19 protein-coding genes are annotated in these 21,331 nt (G+C 42.8%); 5 read left to right on the plus strand and 14 right to left on the minus strand.

Features of this window, described 5'->3' with window-relative positions:
* Nucleotides 1-27 precede the first annotated feature (27 nt).
* The 12 genes from tgt to G337_RS0105295 form a co-directional block, all read right to left on the minus strand.
* Nucleotides 28-1,152 carry a tRNA guanosine(34) transglycosylase Tgt gene (gene tgt / locus G337_RS0105235; RefSeq protein WP_028862944.1) on the minus strand — a complete coding sequence of 375 codons (1,125 nt, stop codon included), beginning with the start codon at nt 1,150-1,152 and terminating at the stop codon, nt 28-30.
* A 58-nt stretch (nt 1,153-1,210) separates the two neighbouring features.
* Nucleotides 1,211-2,251: a tRNA preQ1(34) S-adenosylmethionine ribosyltransferase-isomerase QueA gene (gene queA / locus G337_RS0105240; protein ID WP_028862945.1), complete on the minus strand. Its 1,041-nt coding sequence runs from the start codon at nt 2,249-2,251 to the stop codon at nt 1,211-1,213.
* Nucleotides 2,252-2,466: 215 nt separating this feature from the next.
* Nucleotides 2,467-3,174, minus strand: a complete 708-nt coding sequence (gene phoU / locus G337_RS0105245; RefSeq protein WP_028862946.1) for a phosphate signaling complex protein PhoU — start codon at nt 3,172-3,174, stop codon at nt 2,467-2,469.
* A gap of 57 nt (nt 3,175-3,231) precedes the next feature.
* Nucleotides 3,232-4,044, minus strand: a complete 813-nt coding sequence (gene pstB / locus G337_RS0105250; RefSeq protein WP_028862947.1) for a phosphate ABC transporter ATP-binding protein PstB — start codon at nt 4,042-4,044, stop codon at nt 3,232-3,234.
* Nucleotides 4,045-4,115: 71 nt separating this feature from the next.
* Entirely contained in the window at nt 4,116-5,774 is a 1,659-nt protein-coding gene (pstA, locus tag G337_RS0105255; RefSeq protein ID WP_028862948.1) for a phosphate ABC transporter permease PstA, read from the minus strand.
* 39 nt (nt 5,775-5,813) lie between these two features.
* The gene (locus G337_RS0105260) at nt 5,814-8,039 is read right to left on the minus strand and encodes an ABC transporter permease subunit (RefSeq protein ID WP_028862949.1); all 2,226 of its coding nucleotides are present in this window, start codon (nt 8,037-8,039) and stop codon (nt 5,814-5,816) included.
* Nucleotides 8,040-8,310: 271 nt separating this feature from the next.
* On the minus strand, nt 8,311-9,492 hold the full coding sequence (locus G337_RS0105265; protein WP_028862950.1) for an aminotransferase-like domain-containing protein: 1,182 nt from the start codon (nt 9,490-9,492) through the stop codon (nt 8,311-8,313).
* Nucleotides 9,493-9,874: 382 nt separating this feature from the next.
* Nucleotides 9,875-10,231, minus strand: a complete 357-nt coding sequence (rplT, locus tag G337_RS0105275; protein WP_028862951.1) for a 50S ribosomal protein L20 — start codon at nt 10,229-10,231, stop codon at nt 9,875-9,877.
* Nucleotides 10,232-10,246: 15 nt separating this feature from the next.
* On the minus strand, nt 10,247-10,444 hold the full coding sequence (gene rpmI, locus G337_RS0105280; protein ID WP_025564055.1) for a 50S ribosomal protein L35: 198 nt from the start codon (nt 10,442-10,444) through the stop codon (nt 10,247-10,249).
* Between the two features lie 104 nt (nt 10,445-10,548).
* Nucleotides 10,549-11,106, minus strand: coding sequence for a translation initiation factor IF-3 (gene infC / locus G337_RS0105285; RefSeq protein WP_019613448.1), 558 nt, complete (start codon nt 11,104-11,106; stop codon nt 10,549-10,551).
* A 6-nt stretch (nt 11,107-11,112) separates the two neighbouring features.
* A complete protein-coding gene (gene thrS / locus G337_RS0105290) occupies nt 11,113-13,020 on the minus strand; it encodes a threonine--tRNA ligase (RefSeq protein ID WP_028862952.1) in 1,908 nt (635 codons plus the stop codon).
* 168 nt (nt 13,021-13,188) lie between these two features.
* Complete coding sequence (locus G337_RS0105295; RefSeq protein ID WP_028862953.1) at nt 13,189-13,455, minus strand: YebG family protein; 267 nt, start codon at nt 13,453-13,455, stop codon at nt 13,189-13,191.
* 148 nt (nt 13,456-13,603) lie between these two features.
* Here G337_RS0105295 and G337_RS0105300 point away from each other — a divergent pair, with 148 nt between their 5' ends.
* From G337_RS0105300 to rsmF, 4 genes are all read left to right on the plus strand, one after another.
* On the plus strand, nt 13,604-14,197 hold the full coding sequence (locus G337_RS0105300; protein ID WP_245597633.1) for a paraquat-inducible protein A: 594 nt from the start codon (nt 13,604-13,606) through the stop codon (nt 14,195-14,197).
* Nucleotides 14,190-14,819 (plus strand): paraquat-inducible protein A, encoded by a 630-nt coding sequence (locus G337_RS0105305; RefSeq protein ID WP_028862955.1) that lies wholly within the window; start codon nt 14,190-14,192, stop codon nt 14,817-14,819. Before G337_RS0105300 ends, G337_RS0105305 begins: the two co-directional genes overlap by 8 nt.
* Nucleotides 14,812-17,478, plus strand: a complete 2,667-nt coding sequence (locus G337_RS0105310) for a PqiB family protein (protein ID WP_028862956.1) — start codon at nt 14,812-14,814, stop codon at nt 17,476-17,478. Before G337_RS0105305 ends, G337_RS0105310 begins: the two co-directional genes overlap by 8 nt.
* Nucleotides 17,479-17,813: 335 nt before the next feature.
* On the plus strand, nt 17,814-19,259 hold the full coding sequence (gene rsmF, locus G337_RS0105315; protein ID WP_028862957.1) for a 16S rRNA (cytosine(1407)-C(5))-methyltransferase RsmF: 1,446 nt from the start codon (nt 17,814-17,816) through the stop codon (nt 19,257-19,259).
* A 216-nt stretch (nt 19,260-19,475) separates the two neighbouring features.
* Here the strand turns inward: rsmF and G337_RS0105320 are convergent, their stop codons facing one another.
* Entirely contained in the window at nt 19,476-19,700 is a 225-nt protein-coding gene (locus G337_RS0105320) for a DUF2835 domain-containing protein (RefSeq protein ID WP_028862958.1), read from the minus strand.
* Entirely contained in the window at nt 19,697-20,470 is a 774-nt protein-coding gene (locus G337_RS0105325) for a methyltransferase domain-containing protein (protein ID WP_028862959.1), read from the minus strand. The genes G337_RS0105320 and G337_RS0105325 overlap by 4 nt, the downstream gene beginning before the upstream one ends.
* Before the next feature lie 68 nt (nt 20,471-20,538).
* Between G337_RS0105325 and G337_RS0105330 the strand changes: the two genes are divergently transcribed.
* The gene (locus G337_RS0105330; protein ID WP_028862960.1) at nt 20,539-21,306 is read left to right on the plus strand and encodes a YdcF family protein; all 768 of its coding nucleotides are present in this window, start codon (nt 20,539-20,541) and stop codon (nt 21,304-21,306) included.
* Nucleotides 21,307-21,331 lie beyond the last annotated feature (25 nt).

A 21,331-nucleotide genomic window follows, 5' to 3' on the forward strand; every position in this document is an offset into this window, starting at 1 on the left:
TAAATATTATTGTTGTAATTAATTCTGTTAAACGTCCAGCTCTGGTTTTTCTTTTCCAATGCGCTTATAGAACGTATCAACAAAGTCCTCTAATGTACCCTGTGAAATGGCATCACGCAAACCTTTCATCAAACGCTGGTAATAACGTAAGTTATGGATCGTGTTTAAACGCGCACCAAGGATTTCTCCACATTTGTCAAGGTGATATAGGTATGCACGAGTATAATTTTTACAGGTGTAGCAGTCACATTCTGAGTCTAAAGGACTTGTATCTTCACGGTGTTTAGCGTTACGGATTTTAACCACACCGTCAGTGGTAAACAGATGACCATTACGGGCATTTCGCGTCGGCATAACACAATCGAACATATCAACACCGCGGCGGACACCTTCAACCAGATCTTCCGGTTTACCAACGCCCATCAGGTAACGCGGTTTATCAACCGGTATTTTTGGTGCAATATACTCAAGAATGCGGTGCATATCTTCTTTCGGTTCACCAACTGCAAGGCCGCCGATTGCATAACCGTCAAAGCCGATATTAGTCAGACCGTCAAGCGAGATATCACGCAGGTGTTCATAACAGCCGCCCTGGATAATACCAAACAGTGCATTTGGATTTTCCAGTTCATTAAAACGATTACGACTGCGCTGTGCCCAGCGAAGTGACAGTTTCATGGAAATATCTGCTTCTTCTTCGGTTGCCGGGTACGGCGTACATTCGTCAAAAATCATAACAATATCAGATCCTAAATCATACTGGATCTCCATTGATACTTCAGGCGATAAGAATACTTGATCACCGTTTACCGGGCTGCGGAAATATACGCCTTCTTCTTTGATTTTACGCATTTTTCCTAAGCTGAATACCTGGAAACCGCCTGAATCCGTTAAGATAGGGCCCTTCCACTGCATAAAGTCATGCAGATCGCCGTGCTGTCGGATCACTTTCTGTCCCGGGCGCAGCCACAGGTGGAAAGTATTACCTAATAAAATCTCGGCACCGGTTGCATCAACTTCTTCAGGCGTCATGCCTTTAACCGTACCGTATGTACCAACAGGCATAAATGCCGGTGTTTCTACACTTCCGCGATCAAATGTTAAACGGCCGCGGCGTGCACGTCCGTCAGTTGTAATTAATTCGTATTTCATGATTTTCCTTATCAGATAAACAGTCTGATTATTGTTAATAAAGTAACTTTACAGTTTGTTACTTCTTGGTTAAAAACATAGCGTCACCGTAACTGAAAAAACGGTATTTTTCATTAACGGCAACTTTATAGGCATTATCGATATTATCTTTACCGGCAAAGGCGCTGACTAACATCAATAGTGTTGATTCCGACAAATGGAAATTAGTGACCATTGCATCGATTAACTGAAATTTATAACCCGGATAGATAAAGATACTGGTTTCAGCAAAATAAGGCCCCAATTCCACACCGTCTTCAACAGAAGCCTGAGCAGCACTTTCAACGGAGCGGACAGAAGTGGTGCCGACGGCAATCACCCGTCCGCCCTTCTTTTTGGCGGCATTAATTTTATCAACCACTTCCTGCGATACCTGTGCATACTCACTGTGCATTTGATGATCGAGTATATTATCTACTTTAACCGGCTGAAAAGTGCCGGCGCCGACATGCAGAGTAACAAAAGCAAAATCAACACCTTTTGCCTGAAGTTTATCCAGTATTTGCTGATCGAAATGCAGGCCGGCAGTGGGAGCGGCAACCGCTCCCGGGTTTTTATTATATACAGTCTGGTAGCGTTCTTTATCGGCATCATCGTCAGGACGGTCAATGTACGGCGGCAGCGGCATATGACCGATGCTTTCTAATACCTCTAATACACTTTTTTCATTATCGATATGAATTTCAAATAAAGGACCATGGCGTTTGACCATAAGCGCATCAACACTGTTTTCTAAACGCAGCTTACAGCCGGGTTTGGGGGATTTTGAGCTGCGTACATGAGCCAGAAAACTTGTTTCGTCTAAAACCCGCTCTACCAGCACTTCTATTTTACCGCCGGTCTCCTTTTCGCCGAATAAACGCGCAGGAATCACACGTGTATCATTAAAAATAAGCAGATCGTCTTTATTGATAAGATCACAGATATTACTGAAATTCAGATGTGTTAAAGCACCGCTCTGTCCGTCTAAAGAAAGCAGACGGCTGGAGGAGCGGTCCGGCATAGGGTAACGAGCTATCAGCTCTTCCGGCAGTTGAAAAGAGAAATCAGAAACTTTCATATAAATATATCCGCACAAACAAAGCGACATAGTATACCGCAGCAGTCTGTCTGTGCAAAGATATAGATAATTGCATCAGCTAAATTTTCATAAAAACTAAAATACAGATAACAGCTTGTTGTAAAAGATAAAAACAAACCAACGCAAAAAATTATCAGCTGTTAAACAGCAGCTGCAGAGCGTACTGAAAAAATCGCTCTGCAGTCACGGCCAAATTACTCTGTGAGCAGTGAGTTAATCTCTTCTTCTGTGGCATGACGAACATCAACACCTTTTACCAGATAGACAATCTGCTCGCAGATATTCTGGCAGCGGTCACCGATGCGCTCAATACAGCGCGCCGAAGAAAGTACCTTTAATACAAAAGGAATAGAACGCGGATCTTCCATCATAAAGGTCATCAGCTCACGCAGAATACTTTCGTACTGACGGTTTACTTTTTTATCTTCATTATGAATTGTCACAGCGGCTTTTAAATCTAAGCGGGTAAAGGCATCCAGTGAATTATGAAGCATCTTCAACACTATCTGTCCCATATTCTCCAGCCCGATAAGCGAAGGTATTGCTTTACCATGGTTTTCAATCACCATAGAAGCAATGCCGGCAACCCCGTCTCCAACCCGTTCAAGTTCCGTCACTGTTTTCATAATAGTTAGTATTAAGCGCAGATCACTGGCGGCCGGCTGGCGTTTAGCAATTATTCTCGAACATTCATGGTCAACATTAGATTCAAACTGATTAACTTCTTTATCTTTCACAATAACCTGGCGCGCCAGTTCAATATCGTTGTCGGCCATCGCAGTCAACGCATCAGAAAACTGCTGCTCAATTAATCCGCCCATCTGCATCACCTGGTTACGAACACTTTCTAATTCGCTGTTAAACTGTCCCGATATATGGCGATTAAGATTTAAAGATTCCATTGTTTGTTCCTTGTAGCTGCTGCATTGTAATTTGAACGATAATTATAAAAACACCTTTTACCCATAACGCCCGGTAATATAGTCTTCGGTCTGCTTCTGCAGCGGCGTAGTAAACAGTGTATTGGTGTCGGAATATTCAATCAGCTTACCCATATACATAAATGCAGTCTGATCTGAAACCCGGGCGGCCTGCTGCATATTATGAGTTACAATCGCAACGGTAAATTTCTGTTTCAGTTCTGAGATAAGTTCTTCAATTGTTAATGTCGAGATCGGATCCAGCGAAGAGGTCGGCTCATCTAATAATAGTACTTCCGGGCCGATAGCAATAGCGCGGGCAATAACTAAACGCTGCTGCTGACCACCGGACAAGCCGAATGCATTATCGTGCAGGCGGTCTTTTACTTCATTCCATAAGGCGGCTGCGCGCAGTGAATTCTCAGCAGCTTCATCTAATGTGCGCCTGTCTTTAATGCCCTGTAAGCGTAATCCGTAAACGACATTCTCATAAATCGATTTGGGGAACGGATTCGGACTCTGGAACACCATGCCGATACGACGGCGCAATGACGCAACATCAACAGACTTATCATAAATATTGATTCCCTGTAATTCGATACTGCCCTCTACGCGGCAGCTGTCAACCAGGTCATTCATACGGTTGATACAGCGCAGCAGTGTTGATTTACCGCAGCCGGACGGACCGATAAATGCGGTTACTTTTCCTTTAGGGATCTTCATGGAAACATCATAGAGCGCCTGTTTGTCTGCGTAATATAGATCCAGTTTTTTAATTTCCAGTGCCGTCTGAGCAGCACTTAAACCTGCAAGCGCCTGTGTGTCTGCTGCTGGTGTTGCTAATGTGATCATCTGTCTATCCAACTTTGGAGCATTAAACTTGATATGCCCGTTTATATTTGTAATTACACTTAAAGCGAAATTCAGTGTTCCAGTGCACGGTATTTTTCTCGTAAATTATTACGAATAGCAATGGCGGCCAGGTTAAGCCCGATAATAACCGTTACCAGTAAAAACGAAGTAGCGTAAACTAAAGGTCTGGCGGCTTCCACATTGGGGCTTTGAAAACCCACATCATAAATATGAAAACCAAGATGCATAAATTTGCGATCCAGATGTAAAAACGGAAAGTTAGCATCAACCGGCAGTGCCGGCGCCATTTTTACCACCCCCACTAACATCAGCGGTGCAACTTCACCGGCGGCGCGTGCAACCGCTAAAATCAGCCCTGTCATAATGGCAGGACTGGCCATGGGCAGAACAATCCGCCATAGGGTTTCAGATTTTGTTGCACCAAGCGCCAGTGAGCCTTCCCGCAGCGAACTTGGGATGCGGCTTAAGCCCTCTTCGGTTGATACAATCACAACCGGCAGAGTCAAAATAGCCAGAGTTAATGCCGACCATAAAACCCCGGGGGAGCCGAATGTCGGTACAGGCAGTGCTTCAGGATAGAATAATTGATCAATGCTGCCGCCGACAATATATACAAAGAACCCCAAACCAAATACCCCGTAAACAATCGACGGCACACCCGCGAGGTTAACAACGGCGATGCGGATAAATTTTGTCAGATTGTTTTTACCAGCATATTCATGCAGATAGACAGCAGCAATAACACCAAAGGGGGTCACCATCACAGCCATTAACATAACCATAAAAACAGTACCAAAAATAGCCGGGAAAACACCGCCTTCAGTATTTGCTTCACGCGGATCGTCACTAACGAATTTAGCAGCCTGATGCAGCCAGTGCCTGACTTTAGCAGAAAAACTCATATCATTAGGCAGATAAAAGTCTATCACCTCAGACAGCGGCAGCTGCACTTGACGCCCGCTCATATCCCGTACTGCAACACTGTCGCGCTGCGCCTGTTTACGATAAGAAAACAGCTGTTCTTCCAGCACCTGGTACTTAGCAGATAATTTTTTACTCTGTACATCAAGCTCGAGAAGCTTCTGCTCAGTTAATAAACCATCCATATCCAGTTTACGTTTTTTTAAACGGATTTTTTCTAAGGCAAAGTTAATGCTTCCAATCTCACCGTTCACTACTTTTTCCTGCTGAACTTGTAACGCACCGGCACGATCCAGTCTGCTGCGCAGTTCATCGATGAACTGTGCCTGTTCAACATCTACGCTTTGCCCGTTCTGCAGAATATCTTCAATATAACCGTAAAAATTGCCGTTTTTACTACGTTCAAATACAACAATATCTTTTGGTTTACTTCTGTCAGCAATAATTGTTTCTAGTACCCATTGAAAGTCCAGATCAACATATTCACGGTTACCTATTTTTATCAGGTAGCGCTGCAGGGTCTCTGGCTTATCTTGCAGTCCGCTGATACCGGCGGCAGTAAGCTGTTCAGTTAATACGGTTTCAACATCGTAGATTTCACCGATTAAATTATAATGACCGCCCTGTTTATCAAGCATATCAAATTCATAAACACTGCTCGGCCAGAAAAAACTCAGTCCGCGCCAGCCGATTAATATAAACAGGCCGATAACTGCAATTAAACTTAAACTTACCGCGCCGCCGGTCATCCATATCCATGGAGTGCCTGATTTAAACCATTTTCTCATAATATAGCCATATTGCCTCAAAGTGCTTTGTCAGCGGCTTTACAGCCTGGAGTATTTTTCACGTAAACGCTGCCGCACAAATTCGGCAGCCGTATTAAAAAAGAAGGTAAAAATGAAAAGTACAAATGCGGCTAAAAACAGGATCCGGTAATGTGAACTTCCAACCTCAGACTCCGGCATCTCAACCGCGATATTCGCCGATAAAGTGCGCATCCCCTCAAAAATATTCCAGTCCATAATCGGCGTATTACCCGTTGCCATCAGCACAATCATGGTTTCACCGACAGCGCGCCCGGCTCCCATCATCACGGCGGAGAAAATCCCCGGACTAGCGGTTAAGATAACGACTTTGATTAAGGTCTGCCAGGGTGTCGCCCCCAATGCTAAGGAGCCCATAGTTAAACTTTTCGGTACACTAAAAACAGCATCTTCTGCGATGGAGAAAATAGTCGGGATAACCGCAAACCCCATGGCAATACCAACAACCAGTGAATTACGCTGGTCAAAATCAATACCCAGTTCATTGGTCAGGTACATACGCGTATCCCCGTCAAATAACCATAGTTCCAGACTACCGCTGCAGTGCATGGACAGGTAACCGGCAAGCAGCAGAACCGGGATCAGAATTAACGGATGATAGCCGTCAGGAAGCGAGTCTTTAACAGGCTTAGGTAAAACAGTGCAGATAAATGCAGCCGCTAATACACTCAGCGGCAGACTAATCAGCAGCAGAATAATTCCCGGCAGATGATTCTCAACCAGAGGCGCCAGCCACAGACCGGCAAGAAAACCTAAAATAACCGTCGGCAGTGCTTCCATTATTTCAACCGTAGGTTTGATATAGGAGCGAATTGCCGGAGACATAAAATAAGCAGTATAAACAGCGGCAGAGACAGCAATCGGCACCGCAAACAACATCGCATAAAAAGCCGCTTTTATTGTTCCAAATGAAATCGGTATCAGGCTCATTTTAGCTTCAAAATCATCACTGGCTGAAGTCGACTGCCAGACATACTGGGGTTCGGGGTAACCTTCATACCAGACTTTCTGCCAAAGTGCCGACCAGGTAATTTCAGGATGTTCATTATCCAGAGCCAGCAGACGCAGGCTGCTGTTATCAGCAATTAACAGCGCATCGGCACGCGGAGATACTGCGATCTGCATAGCGCTGCTGTCACTCAGCTTTGTGGTTAACAGACGGGCATCACCTGTGGTGTGAAACAGCGACAGATATCCCAGGCTGTCGGTAGTTAAAAAACCTTTGCGGAAATACTCAGGTGTAATAGCGCTGACATTACCCGGGGCTTTAAAGTCGCGGATAAAAGTAAAGGTGCGTTTATTATCCTGCAGAACTTCGAACCACTGGCTGATTACACCATTATCATTTGCGACCATTAAAGAACTTGCACCGGTCAGCAGCTGCATATCAGTCACATCAGCATCTCGTGCATTAATTGTTAGAGCAGATTTAACGCGAATATTTTTAATATCAGCAACGTCATACACTAATAAATTATTTCCTGAGCGTACAAACAGATTGTTGAGATCCGGGCTGAGCAGCATCTGATCCACCCGATGAGGCAGTGAAGGAAGCGCAACAGCCTGTTTTTCCCAGACCAGCTCATCGTTAAACATATTTTCTTCGGCAGTTAACAGGTAATAAATGCCGCGCCCGTCAGCGGTCACCACAGCAGCCGCCGCACTTTCTTCTGCAAGCTCAAAGGCAGCACTGATGATTTTCTGCTTGTGAACATCTATCTGCATCCAGTCACTGCCGAAAGGGTAATTAATTTCAGGTGTTATCAAACGCACATCATCTGGATAGGAGGTGCTGAACTTAGGCTGGAATATTTTCACCCGCCCCTGTGCATCAGCAAACAGGTAAGCACCGGCAGAAGCCGATGTTTTAGCAAAAACACTGTGATTGGAGGATATTGTTTCTGCCAGCAGCAGCTCCCCCAGGTCAATATCACGTAAAGAGTAGAAAAGCAGTTTACCATCATCAGTAATCTGGTAAGTAATATCATTCTGCTCATCCAGGCCTAATGCTAATACTTCGGCACTGCTTTGATAAGTGAACTCTTTCTTAGATTCAATGGTGGCGGGAGCGAAAATAGGAGAAACAACATAAAGCAGATAAGCGAATATCAGCAGCAGTGTCAGCAGCACCAGTGCCCCGCCGCTGCTGATACTGTATTTGACTAGTTTATCCTTGATAACACGTTTCTTATCGGCCTGTAACGTGTTTGATAAATCACCATGCATTTATTTACTATCTCCAGCATATTTTCTACAAGTGCGGGTTAATGAACTTTACTGTCTGCAGCAGCCGGCTTTAAAATAAGTGTTTTGTTTTAGTCACTCATATAAATAATTGAGTTATGGGGCTGCTTCATAAACAGCAGGCGCAAAACTTCAAGCTCTAGTATATTGCGCTTTTATGACAGTTATATTACAAATGTATAGTTTGTGACATAAAGCAGGTATAAAAAAACCAGTCATCAGACTGGTTTCTGCGGCTGCCGGCAGGATAGATTTACTTATCCAGCGCCTTATGCAGCACTTTACCTAAGCGCGCTATACCCTGTTCGATAATATCGGGATCAACACTTGAGAAGTTCAGGCGCAGTGTATGCAGACCGCGTTTACTAACGTAGAAGGGGTCGCCGGGAACAAAGGCGACTTTTTCTGCAATCGCTTTATCAAAAACCTCCATCGCAGACAGAGATTCGGGCAGGGTCACCCATAGAAACATGCCGCCTTCCGGATTGATATAGGTTACCTGCTTAGGAAAACAGCGTTTGATGGCATTTTCCATCACTAATTTCTGTTGACCGTATACCGCAATAATTTTTTCAATATGCGCCGGCAGATCATTATCCTGTAAAAAACGGTGTAATACACGCTGACAGAAATAATTTGAGTGCAGATCCCCTGCCTGTTTAGCAATAATCAGTTTTTCCATCAGAGGTTTCGGCGCGACAATCCAGCCTAAACGAAACGACGGAACAACTGTTTTTGAAAATGAACCTAATAAGATAGTCTGCTCCGGCAGAAGTTCTTTGAAGGACTGCTTTTCTTCTCCTGAGAAGCGTAAATCTCCATAGGGGTTATCTTCGATTAACAGAGTGTTAGTTTTCGACAGACACTGCGCAACTGCACGGCGGTTTTCATTAGTGTATGAAATACCCGACGGATTCTGAAAGTTCGGTACCGTATACATCAGTTTGGCATTACTGCTTTGCAGTGTTTCCTGCAGTGCGTTTATGTCCATGCCGTCCTGATTCACAGGTACTGAATTAAATTCTGCAGCATAAACTTCGAATGCCTGAATAGCACCTAAGTAACCGGGCTCTTCAATAATAACCTGATCACCTTCGTTTAGTAAGACTTTACCAAGCAGATCCAGCCCCTGTTGAGAGCCGTTGGTGATCAGTATTTCATCAATATTTATGTCTAAACCTTTAGCCTTGTAATCGGCAGCAATCATTTCACGCAGCGGCAGATAACCTTCAGTACTACTGTACTGCAGGATATCCTTACCATCTTCATTAAAGATATCATTAGTTGCTTTCTGAAGCGCATCAACAGGAAACAGATCCCGGTTCGGCAGTCCGCCGGCAAAAGAGATGATTGACGGATCAACAGCCACTTTCAAGATTTCGCGAATGAAAGACGGCGGCACACCAGAGATACGGTTTGAAAAAAGCTCGTTCATAAAATTATCCATAATAACAGTTATTGAATTAGTGTTATTCAATAGGGTAAATGCAGAATAACCTTTTTATGTTATTTAAAAACAAATAACAAGGTTTAGACGTGTGATAAATCGAATTAATTAACTTTTCTATTATTTGCGGTAATAAAGCAATGCTTTGTTTAGATACACAGCACAGATAAAAGTAACATATTGATTATAATAACTAATTATAAAATCAATAACAAAACAGCCGTGCCTGTAACTAGATAAATCAGCTGTTCTGCTGTACTTACTTCGAGCAGAAGCTGCAGATAAATTATCCTCGGCATCAATTTCAGATTAAAAAAAAGGAGACATAATGTCTCCTTTGGAAAATCTAATTAATCATCAGATAATTTGATTAAGCTAGTGCTTTTTTAGCAACTTCAACTAAGTGAGCAAATGTTGCTTTATCAAATACTGCGATGTCTGCAAGGATCTTACGATCGATTTCAACAGAAGCCTTTTTAAGACCATTGATGAAACGGCTGTAAGATAGACCGCTTAGACGAGATGCAGCGTTAATACGTGCAATCCACAGCTGACGGAATTGACGTTTACGCTGACGACGGTCACGGTAAGCGTATTGACCAGCTTTAGTTACTGCTTGAACCGCTACGCGATAAACACGTGAACGAGCTCCGTAATAACCTTTAGCTTGTTTTAAGACTTTCTTATGACGTGCACGCGCTTGTACACCACGTTTTACTCTTGGCATTTTTTAATTCCTTACTTAAGCGAATGGTAACATTCTGTTAATACTTGGTACGTCTACTTTCGCTACCATGCTTTGAGCACGCAGGTGGCGTTTACGTTTAGTAGACTTCTTAGTAAGGATGTGACGTAAGTGTGATTGCTTACGCTTAAAACCACCAGAAGCAGTCTTTTTAAAGCGCTTTGCAGCACCTTTGTTAGATTTCATTTTAGGCATTGCGAACTCCGCATTGTTCTAAGTTTATATTAAACCAGTAAGGCGAATGACAACACAGTTATGCATTTATTAATGCACAACTGCATATAACATTACTTTATGCCTTAGCTAGCACGTTTAGGGCCTAACACCATAACCATCTGACGGCCTTCCATTTTCGGGAAAGACTCGACAACAGATATCTCAGCTAAATCCGCTTTAATACGGTTTAGAAGATTCAATCCTAATGACTGGTGTGCCATTTCACGACCACGATAACGCAGTGTTACTTTAGCTTTGTTACCCTCTTCAAGAAAGCGAGTCAGGTTGCGTAGTTTTACCTGATAATCGCCTTCATCAGTCCCAGGACGGAATTTTATTTCCTTCAACTGAACCTGTTTCTGATTCTTCCGCTGTTCTTTAACGGATTTACTCTTTTCGTACAGAAATTTGCCATAATTCATGATGCGACAAACTGGCGGCTCAGCATTTGGGCTGATCTCAACTAAGTCTAAATCTGCATCAATTGCCATTTCTTTTGCTTCATCTAGTGAAACAATACCAACTGGTTTGCCTTCCGAATCAGAAAGACGAACTTCAGTCCCAGTGATCTCATCATTCAAACGATGTTTATTGCCCTGTTGCGGGGCTTTTCTTGCACCTTTTATAACAAATTCCTCCAAATAGATTTAACGACGTGTAATGATTTCTTCTTTAACATAATTAACAAAGTCTTCGACTTTATATTTTCCTAAATCATCACCTTTACGTGTTCTTACAGCCACTTCCCCGGCTTCGACTTCTTTATCACCGATAACAAGTAAATACGGAACACGCTTTAAAGTATGCTCGCGGATTTTAAAGCCTATTTTCTCATTTCTCAAGTCCGAAATGGCTCTAATTCCCGATTTTTTCAATTTATTTACAACTTCCTGCACAAAATCAGACTGTTTGTCGGTAATGTTCATCACCACAACCTGCTGCGGTGATAACCACGTCGGGTAAATACCTGCGTACTCTTCAGTTAGAATACCGATAAAGCGTTCTAGTGAGCCTAAAATCGCACGGTGGATCATAACCGGCGTATGGCGTTCGTTATCTTCACCGACAAATGAAGCATCTAGACGACCCGGCATTGAGAAATCAAGCTGGATAGTACCGCACTGCCATGCACGGCCTAAACAGTCATACAGAGTAAATTCAATTTTCGGACCATAGAATGCACCTTCGCCCGGCAGTATATCATACTTAATGTCGTTTTTATCTAAGGCATCGCCTAAAGCAGCTTCAGCTTTATCCCAGGTTGCATCATCACCTACGCGCTGATCCGGGCGGGTTGATAATTTAACTTCGATATCATCAAAACCAAAGGTTTTGTAACATTCAAATACCATTTGAATACATGCAGATACTTCACTAAGAATCTGCTCTTCCGTACAGAAGATATGTGCGTCATCCTGAGTAAAGCTGCGCACGCGCATCAGACCGTGCAGTGAACCCGATGGTTCATTACGGTGACAAGAACCGAACTCTGCCATACGCAGCGGCAGATCACGGTAAGACTTCAACCCCTGGTTAAAGATCTGTACATGGCCCGGACAGTTCATCGGTTTAATCGCGTAATCGCGGTTTTCCGAACAAGTACAGAACATATTGTCTTTGTATTTACCCCAGTGACCAGATTTCTCCCAAAGAGAACGATCTAATATCTGTGGTGCTTTTACTTCCTGATAATCATAAGCTTCAGTCTGCTCACGAACATATTTCTCTAATTCGCGGTAAATAGTCCAGCCGTTATTATGCCAGAACACCATACCCGGTGCTTCTTCCTGCATATGATAAAGGTCTAACTGTTTACCGATTTTACGGTGGTCACGTTTAGCCGCTTCTTCAAGACGTTTTAGGTATGCCTTAAGCTGCTTTTTATCAGCCCATGCTGTGCCGTAAATACGCTGCAGCATTTTATTGTCTGAATCACCGCGCCAGTAAGCACCGGCAACTTTCATCAGTTTAAAATACTGACAGAATTTCATTACCGGTACGTGCGGACCACGACACATATCGATATATTCTTCATGATGGTATAAACCTGGACGGTCATCTTTGTGGATGCCTTCAAGAATCTCCAGCTTATACTCTTCACCGCGCTCTTTAAAAACGCTGACAGCTTCATCTACCGATACTTTCTTTTTAATCACAGAATAATTGGTTTTAACCAGCTCATTCATGCGTTTTTCAATTTTTGCCAGCTCTTCATCATTGATAGCAACATCTAAGTCGATATCGTAATAAAAGCCGTTTTCGATAGTCGGACCGATAGCCATTTTAGCTTTAGGGTAAAGCTGTTTAACTGCGTGACCTAATAAATGCGCGCAGGAGTGACGTAATATTTCTAAACCTTCATCATCTTTTGCGGTGATGATAGAGATATTTACATCATCTTCAATGGGATCACAGGCATCAACTAATTGACCGTCTACACGACCGGCGATACATGCTTTCGCAAGACCCGGACCGATATCAGCGGCGATTTCCATTATTGATGTAGTATTTTCGAATTGACGTTGATTACCGTCGGGAAGAGTAATTATTGGCATGCTATTTTCCTCACAGTGATGCTTCCAACCAAAAAGCATTTGTATTATCTATAAAAACGAAGCGCGCATTTTAAAGCAATATAAGCCGCATGAAAAGCGGCAATTATCAATCGCTTAAAAGTTAAACATATTTTTAATGGATAATGAGTTAAACAGCCTGAAAGTTATCTATTTTTTGCTTTTTGCCGGGGTGCTTTCTGGTAAAAAATCATTGCCTTTAAACAGATTTAATACCACCTCCTTGTTACTTGCCAGGTACAGACCGAGCTCCTCTAACTGCTCATCATCTAAGGTAACCGAGCTTGCTCCCAAAAATGCCGCCAGCTGATCAGCACTGTCTAACATTTTGTCATAAGCATCAGCTTCTTTTTTGCTGGTAAAGGTCATTTTTTCAACACCTTTTCTTTCTACAATGTATTTTATAATTACTGCCACGGCGGCCTCTTTTATAATTCGATAATGAACAGGTACCACACCTGTTTTTTTATACAGTAAAATATTTATATTTAAGATGCAAGCTTTGTTTAAAGATATAAACTTTGCTATCTTCTACTTTACCTATTAAAACATATGAATATAGCCAGTGAAAACAATCATCTGCCACCATTGTGATATGGTTTCAAAAGTACCGAAATTAAAAGCGGGTTACGCGGCAAAATGCATACGCTGCGGGCGGCTGATCGCCAAAAACAGCTTATGTGACCCTTCCGGTATACTGGCTTTATGCATAGCAGCCCTGATTCTTCTTGTACCTGCCTTCTCTTTTCCGTTAATTTCCATTCATCTGTTAGGCATTACCGAAGGGGCTAATTTATTACAAGGCGCTTTAATGATGACCGACAACGCGCCGGTTGTCTCATTTGTGGTTCTATTTTGTGCTGTGATTGCACCTACCCTGTTAATTTTAACCATCACTTTCAGCAGTGCCTGTTTAACATTTAACTATCACCCGCCTTATCTGCCGAAAATTTTTAAAATAACCCGTATTCTTATACACTGGTCGATGCTTGAGGTATATATGGTGAGTTTAATGGTTGCCATTTTTAAACTCATGACCTACGCCGATCTGTATTTAGGGTCGGGTTTTTATTTTTTTGCAGCCCTGTTACTGCTTAATATGACGATTTTAAGTAATTATAATAATCATGATTATTGGGAGCGCTATATACATGGATAAACGCGCGACAGCAGGAAAAACCGGTATAGAACAAGGACTGCAGCTTTGCAGTATCTGCGGCAATTACTCAAAACAGATTGATAACCCAGAAATCTGCCCGGTATGCTTTAACGATATCAGCCAGCGCAAAAAAAACAGTTTACAAAAAACCTGGGCATTATTAATTACATCAGTGGTATTCATTATCCCGGCAAATTTGTACCCGATTACCTATCTGCTGAAAAATAACACTTTATATCCTGATACTATATTTTCAGGAATTTTAAGTTTAATCAACAGTGATATGCTCGGCATTGCTTTAATCGTATTTGTTGCGTCAATAGCAGTTCCAATTTTTAAAATCGCCGCATTAGCGGTAATTGCATTATCAGTACAGCTGCATTGGAACTTAAGCCCCAAAAAACAGCTCTGGGCATTTGGATTCGTTGACTGGATAGGAAAATGGTCGATCCTGGATCTGTTTGTTATATCAATTATGGTTGCCGTTTTCGATAAAGGACACCTTTTGTCCGTATATCCGGGAATCGCGGCAACTTCTTTTACAGTAGTAGTCATCACCACCTTATTTGCAGCTAACAGCTTCGATACACGTTTAATTTGGGACGCTCAAACACATGAATGAACACTTTTCGGAAAACCAGGCACAGATTGTCAAAACTCGTTCAATTTCTCCTATCTGGTTTTTACCTGTTGTGGCGGCCGTTCTCGGCCTGTGGATTCTATTTCAGAATATCACCCATGCGAATGTACAGGTTAAAATTCACTTTCAAAAAGCGGACAGCATTATCGTTGATAAAACCAAAATCCGCTATAAAGGTGTGATTGTCGGTACCGTCAAAAAAATTGAACTGGACAGCGCCAGCGGTGTTAATGTTATTGCAGAAATTGAATCCCACGCCACTTTTATGCTGCGTGAGCAGACTCAGTTCTGGCTGGTTTCACCAAAAGCCTCACTGACTTCAATTAGCGGTTTAGATACCCTGTTTTCAGGCAGCTATATTAATCTAGAACCCGGTGACGGTGAAGAAGCAACAGTTTTTGACGCAATTGATGAAGAACCGATATCCATTCCCGATAATGCTTTATTAGTCAGCCTTAAAAGTGATTCTGCCGGTTCAGTCAGCGTCGGCACGCCCATTTTCTTTAAAAAAATTAAAGTCGGTGAAATTGTGCAGGTGCGTTTAGATGACAGCGGCCGTCATGTCAATATCAAGGCCTTTGTCGAAAGCGATTATAGTCACCTGGTAAAAAGCGCCAGCAAGTTTTGGAATATAAGCGGCTTACGGGCTAATATTTCGCGGGCCGGCATCGACGTCAATTTAGACAGTATTACTTCGTTAATCGCCGGAGGTATCACATTCAGCTCTCCACAGAAGAGCACAGCGGCTTCCGCAGAGACTCAGTTTGAATTATATGAAAACATTGATAAAAGTGAGGCAGGTCAGACCATCGAGCTGACTGTCAATAATATTAACAACCTGCCTAAAGGTGCCGGTATTTTATTTAAAGGTCACGGCATCGGCAGAATCACTGATATTGAGTATTCCCTTGAGCAGAAACAGTTTATTGCCCAGGCCACTATCAACCCGCAGTTTAGTGAGATGATCACTCAAGGAGCTCAATTCTGGGTTGAAAAAACCGCGCTTTCATTTTCTAAAATTAAAAATCTGGGTAATATTATCACCGGCGACTATGTCGCTTTTGCCCCTGCAGCAGACGCGGAAGTTGCGCAAAAGGCCTCCAGCTTTGCTCTGCAGCAGTCACGCTTACCTGTCTCTCCTGCGCTTGACTTAATGCTGCTTACGGAAGATGCGACAGGTTTAAATGCCGGTGATCCGGTCAGTTACCAGGGGATAAAAATCGGCAGCATCCGCAGCTTAGATTTTGCAGAGAACGGCCGTTTTATCGAAACCTCGATCAGCATAGACAGCAGCTACCAGTACCTGATTAACAAAAACAGTCAGTTTTATTTATTAAGCGGTGTCAATATGAAAGCTTCTCTGCAGGGCATAGAGATGCAGTCGACACCTTTAGAGCACCTTCTTTCCGGCGGTATCGGTTTATATAATGCCGAACCGGTCAAAAAATCTGCTAAAAACACGCTCCTCGACAAAAATCTGCGCTTCAGATTATACCCTTCCAGAGCGCTTGCCGAAGTGGGCAAAAATGTCTTTAGTAAGCCCTTAATTCTTTCTGTTTTAAGTAAACAATTACCCGCAGTCAGCGAAGGCTCACCGGTTTATTACCATAAACTGCCGATTGGAGAAGTAATCGGATTCTCTATCGACAACTCAGGTTTAATGAAAACCGAGTTAAGTATTAAAGGACAATATAGACACCTTATTAAAGAGCAGAGTATATTCTGGAATATCAGCGGCTTTAATGTAGATGCAGGACTTGGCGGCATTGAAATACAGGCAGAGTCATTATTAACCATAGTAAAAGGCGGTATTGCAGTTGATCATGGTAAAAAAGACATAGATAACAAATACGCTAACGGCAGTTATAAGTTGTTCAGCAGTTATGAAAAAGCAGCTAAACCTCCTACTGTTATCACCCTTCTTTTTGACCAGGCCAATGAACTGCAGGTCGGTAGTAAATTACGTCTGAAAGGCCTGGTTATCGGCAGAATAACGGAGCTGACACTCAGCAGTAAGGGTAAAGTACAGGCAAAAGTAAATGTCAAAGCTGAATTTGCAGCGCAGACAGCCCGTAAAGGCAGCCGCTTCTGGGTAGTAAGCAGTGATATTTCATTAGCCGGCGCTAAAAATCTGTCAACATTAGTCAGCGGTGTATTTATCAATGTTGAACCGGGTAAAGGCGCCCCCGCGACTGAATTTACCGGTGAAGTCAAGGCGCCTATTATTGAACGCAGTAAAACCGGTCTGCCGTTAATTCTACTGACCGACAACGCCGGCTCAACCGATATCAACAGCCCTGTTTATCACCGTCAGATCCAGATTGGTGAAGTGATGAGCAAGCAGCTCAGCAGTGATGCATCGGGTGTTGAAATCGCGGTGAACATCTATCCTGAATATTCACACCTGATCCGTGAAAACTCAATTTTCTGGCCGGCTTCCGGCTTTAACTTAAATGTAGGCATTACCGGTGTGGCACTGAAATCAACCTCACTGACCTCTTTAATAAAAGGGGGGATCAGTATGAGCACTCCGGACAATAAACCGCTGCAGGAAATGAGTGACGCTTTTGCCCGCTTTGAACTGAAAAAAGAGTTCAATGAAAGCTGGCTGAACTGGAAACTGGCCATTCCCAAACCGTAGCATTAACAAATATACCCGTTACCAATCAAAATGCATTTATCAGTCGCTAGCTCGGACACCAAGACAAGGCGCAACATAATGACAATGGCTAGCCCTTATCGAATGTTGCAACGTAGTATTGGTTTTCGAGCTAGTGACCCACGGGGCAAGCCGTGATGTAAACATCTTCGTTGTTGTGAAGTCTCGATTTAACCCGTTAGATCTTCATCTTCACGCCTAGAATCTGTTCACCTCTCGACTTGCTGATTTTTGCATCTTGATTGATAACGGGTATATAAACATGTATAAAGCGCACTTATGCAGCTGCACAAGTGCGTTTTTTTTAAGGATTAATAATGGACAGCAACACGCTTCTACCACAGCTCTTTATCGATAAGATGGGCAGTATTTTACCAAAACATCTGCAGCTTCAAGACCTAATCGACGCCTGTCAGCGTCCGCTCCGCCGTGCTGTTAGGGTGAACACATTAAAAATATCCGTAAGCGGTTTTAAAAAACGTGCTGTTGAACAGGGCTGGAACTTAACCGAAATTCCCTGGTGCAGCGAGGGTTTCTGGATTGAAATTGAAAATGAACAAACGCCTCTGGGCAACAGTGCTGAGCATTTAGCCGGGCTTTGTTATATTCAGGAAGCAAGTTCAATGATGCCGGTTTCTGCACTGTTTCATTTCTTCGAGCAGACAGATAAATCAATACTGCTGGATGCAGCGGCCGCGCCGGGTTCAAAAACCACGCAGATGGCGGCTAAAATGGAAAACCACGGCCTGATCATCGCTAATGAATTCTCCTCAAGCCGCATTAAAATGCTCCATGCTAATGTGCAGCGCTGCGGCATTAAAAACGTCGCATTAACCCATTTTGATGCACAGGTTTTCGGCACATGGCTGCCCGGTACCTTTGATGCGGTTTTGTTAGATGCCCCCTGCTCGGGCGAAGGCACAGTACGTAAAGACAGATACGCAATGAATAACTGGAGCCAGTCCTCCATTAATGAAATTGCACAGATGCAGCGGGGGCTTATTTTAAGTGCTTTTCATGCATTAAAAGAAAACGGTATTTTAATCTATTCGACCTGTACATTAAGCCATGAAGAAAACCAGGATATCTGCCACTTCTTAAAAAATGAATTTCCAGATCATGTTGAGTTTTTAGATCTGCGCGATCTGTTCAGCGATGCTCATAAAACAGCAACACAGGAAGGTTTTCTGCATATCTGGCCGCAGGTATATGACAGCGAAGGTTTCTTTGTAGCGGCAGTTAGAAAGACCCGAAGCAGCACAGTTGAACCGGCTAAAAAACGTTTAGGAAAATTCCCCTTTATCAGACCTACCAGGCAGAAAGAGAAAGAACTGTATGACTACTTTGCAGATCAGTTTGCTGTAACAGATATTGAAGGCATGTTATATCAGCGCGATAACGAGTTCTGGCTGTTTCCTGAGCCGATCAAAGGACTGATCAATGAGCTGCGCTTTTCCCGTTTAGGTATCAAGATTGCCGAAGAGTTTGGTAAAGGGCGTAAAAGCGGCTTTAAAACCATGCATGAGTTTGTCAGCAGTTTCGGCGATCAGGCGGGCAGAAATAAAATCGAATTAAATGCTGAGCAGGCCAAAGAGTTCTATCAAGGCCGCGATATACGCGGAGTAGAAACACAGGACGCCTCAGGTGAGATTTTACTGAGTTACCGCGGCAATGTAATAGGTTTAGGCAAAGCCCTTAATAACCGCATTAAAAACAGCCTGCCGCGTGAAATGATCCGCGATAATAATTTATTTGAAAAATAACAGTTCTGCTGAATAAAGCAGGAGTTTCCCTCAAAAGGCTGCGTTTCTTATTATTTATTTGAACTGCGTCTTTCATTTTGAAAATAAAATACAGTCAATGATTTGTATATCAGGTGATCTTGACTAGACTCAAAGTGTTCAAACAATTATTCCTTTAATTAGAAACAACTGTTTCCCAAGCCTAGGTTCCCCCTTTACTCCTAGGCTTTTTTTTGTTTATTGATTGAGCAGGGTTAATTTCTGGAATTTATTGTTGTCATCAAGCAGCAGCTGAAAACGCCCGCGCACTCCCAGCTGCGAAAAGAAAGGCACAAAACGCATCGCCGGTATCTGAATCATCCGCCCTGCTTCGTCCCGTACCTTAACAATCGTATTAGGTGTATGGTACAGCTGTTCAAAAGCCTGATAGGAGATATTGAGGCGGAAATAATAAGCATTCACGAATTTTTACCCTTTACAGTTAAATGTGTATATCTGCCCAGCGATGCATAGGGCTCCTGATGACAGTATTGTTTTTCCATCTCTAATAGTTGTGCAAATTTTTCTTCGCAGTGCGAAGACTCTTTTAAATAGTCATGTAATACACGGACACCGGTTTTCTGCAGGATCTGCATCTCAAACTCATCCAGCCACATTTTAATATCTGTTTCTAACAAAGGATATGTTGGTGTTAAGCGCACTACCTTTTTACGCACCATACCTTTAGCAACAAAATCAAAATTACCCGAGACTAAATTAAAAAACCGCTGTGCTTCTTTGTTATAAAACATTAAAGACAACAGACCGTCTGCACAGAGAAAACTTAATAACCCTTGTAATGTCTGTTTAGGATCAGCCAGCCACTCTAAAACAGCATGGTTTAATATCAGATCAAATTTTCCAGAGCAGTGCTCGGGCAGATTCTGAATTGAACAGTGCAGGATCTCAACATTTTCAGCATAGGCCTGACCGTTAAGCTGCTGCTGTGCTTCTTTTAACAGCTCACCGGAAATATCACAAAGCACAACCTGGTGTCCAAGGGCCGCCAGTTTTTGAGTGAAAAAACCAAAGCCGCCTCCTGCATCAAGAATACGTAACGGCCGCTGCGGCAGTAAAGATAAACAATGTAATAACTCAGACCAGACGATCTCTGAGCGTATTTTACCTTTAGTAGAGCCGTAAATGTTTTTTACAAATTTCTGTGCGATATTATCAAAATTATGATCAGCCAATTTATATACCCATTTTAATGCTAGAATTCAATTTTTATATTTCATGGAAAATAAAGCGAGTTATCAATATGTTATTTATGTTAAAAAAATGGATTGGCGGGCTGTTAATGCCGCTTCCGCTGTTACTGATACTCTTTTTTATCGGGCTTATTTTACTCTTTTTCAGCAGAAAACAAAAAACTGCTAAGACTTTTTTACTGTTTACTTTTATCCTGCTGTTCGCTTTAAGCTCTATGCCGGTCTCTGAGCGTATTGTTCACTCGGTAGAGCGAAAACATCTGCCGATTATGCAGCCGGCACAAAATTATGAGGTTATACTGCTGCTCGGCTCCGGCGGTATTGCCGATCCGAGTTTACCTGTCACCGGCCAGCTTTCAGCAACCGCATTAAGCCGCTTTATTGAAGCATTGCGTTTATATAATGCCAATCCCGGGGCGACTTTAGTGGTTTCCGGCTCCGGTTTTGGAGATGTAAAAACGCATGCGCAGATGATGCAGGAGTTAGCCTTAACCATGAATATTCCGGCTGACAAAATTATTCGCCTGGATGATACCTTAGATACTGACGATGAAGCACGTATTATGTCGGAAATGATCCGCGGTAAAAGAGCGGTATTAGTAACCTCAGCCGCGCATATGGACCGTTCTCTGCAGCTGTTTTATAAATACGGCGCAGGACCGGAAGCCGCCCCGGCTGATTTTCTAGCCAAGAACCGCATGGGCAAAGTTTCTGCACATTATTATATCCCTTCTGCGCGTAATCTTGATAAAACCACAAAAGCCTGGCATGAGTATTTAGGGAAATTTCAGAATCTGATCAAAGAACTGCTGAAATAAAGATAAAAAAAGGCGAAGAAATTTC

The organism is Psychromonas aquimarina ATCC BAA-1526 (genome assembly GCF_000428725.1).
Taxonomy (GTDB): domain Bacteria; phylum Pseudomonadota; class Gammaproteobacteria; order Enterobacterales; family Psychromonadaceae; genus Psychromonas; species Psychromonas aquimarina.

Excerpts from the sequence above, each read along its gene's own strand:
- rplT (WP_028862951.1), bottom strand. The coding sequence starts at position 10,231 with ATGCCAAGAGTAAAACGTGGTGTACAAGCGCGTGCACGTCATAAGAAA.
- rpmI (WP_025564055.1), bottom strand. The coding sequence starts at position 10,444 with ATGCCTAAAATGAAATCTAACAAAGGTGCTGCAAAGCGCTTTAAAAAG.
- rsmF (WP_028862957.1), top strand. The coding sequence starts at position 17,814 with ATGGACAGCAACACGCTTCTACCACAGCTCTTTATCGATAAGATGGGC.
- pstA (WP_028862948.1), bottom strand. The coding sequence starts at position 5,774 with ATGAGAAAATGGTTTAAATCAGGCACTCCATGGATATGGATGACCGGC.
- G337_RS0105260 (WP_028862949.1), bottom strand. The coding sequence starts at position 8,039 with ATGCATGGTGATTTATCAAACACGTTACAGGCCGATAAGAAACGTGTT.
- G337_RS0105310 (WP_028862956.1), top strand. The coding sequence starts at position 14,812 with ATGAATGAACACTTTTCGGAAAACCAGGCACAGATTGTCAAAACTCGT.
- thrS (WP_028862952.1), bottom strand. The coding sequence starts at position 13,020 with ATGCCAATAATTACTCTTCCCGACGGTAATCAACGTCAATTCGAAAAT.
- G337_RS0105265 (WP_028862950.1), bottom strand. The coding sequence starts at position 9,492 with ATGAACGAGCTTTTTTCAAACCGTATCTCTGGTGTGCCGCCGTCTTTC.
- tgt (WP_028862944.1), bottom strand. The coding sequence starts at position 1,152 with ATGAAATACGAATTAATTACAACTGACGGACGTGCACGCCGCGGCCGT.
- queA (WP_028862945.1), bottom strand. The coding sequence starts at position 2,251 with ATGAAAGTTTCTGATTTCTCTTTTCAACTGCCGGAAGAGCTGATAGCT.
- phoU (WP_028862946.1), bottom strand. The coding sequence starts at position 3,174 with ATGGAATCTTTAAATCTTAATCGCCATATATCGGGACAGTTTAACAGC.
- G337_RS0105330 (WP_028862960.1), top strand. The coding sequence starts at position 20,539 with ATGTTATTTATGTTAAAAAAATGGATTGGCGGGCTGTTAATGCCGCTT.
- G337_RS0105305 (WP_028862955.1), top strand. The coding sequence starts at position 14,190 with ATGGATAAACGCGCGACAGCAGGAAAAACCGGTATAGAACAAGGACTG.
- pstB (WP_028862947.1), bottom strand. The coding sequence starts at position 4,044 with ATGATCACATTAGCAACACCAGCAGCAGACACACAGGCGCTTGCAGGT.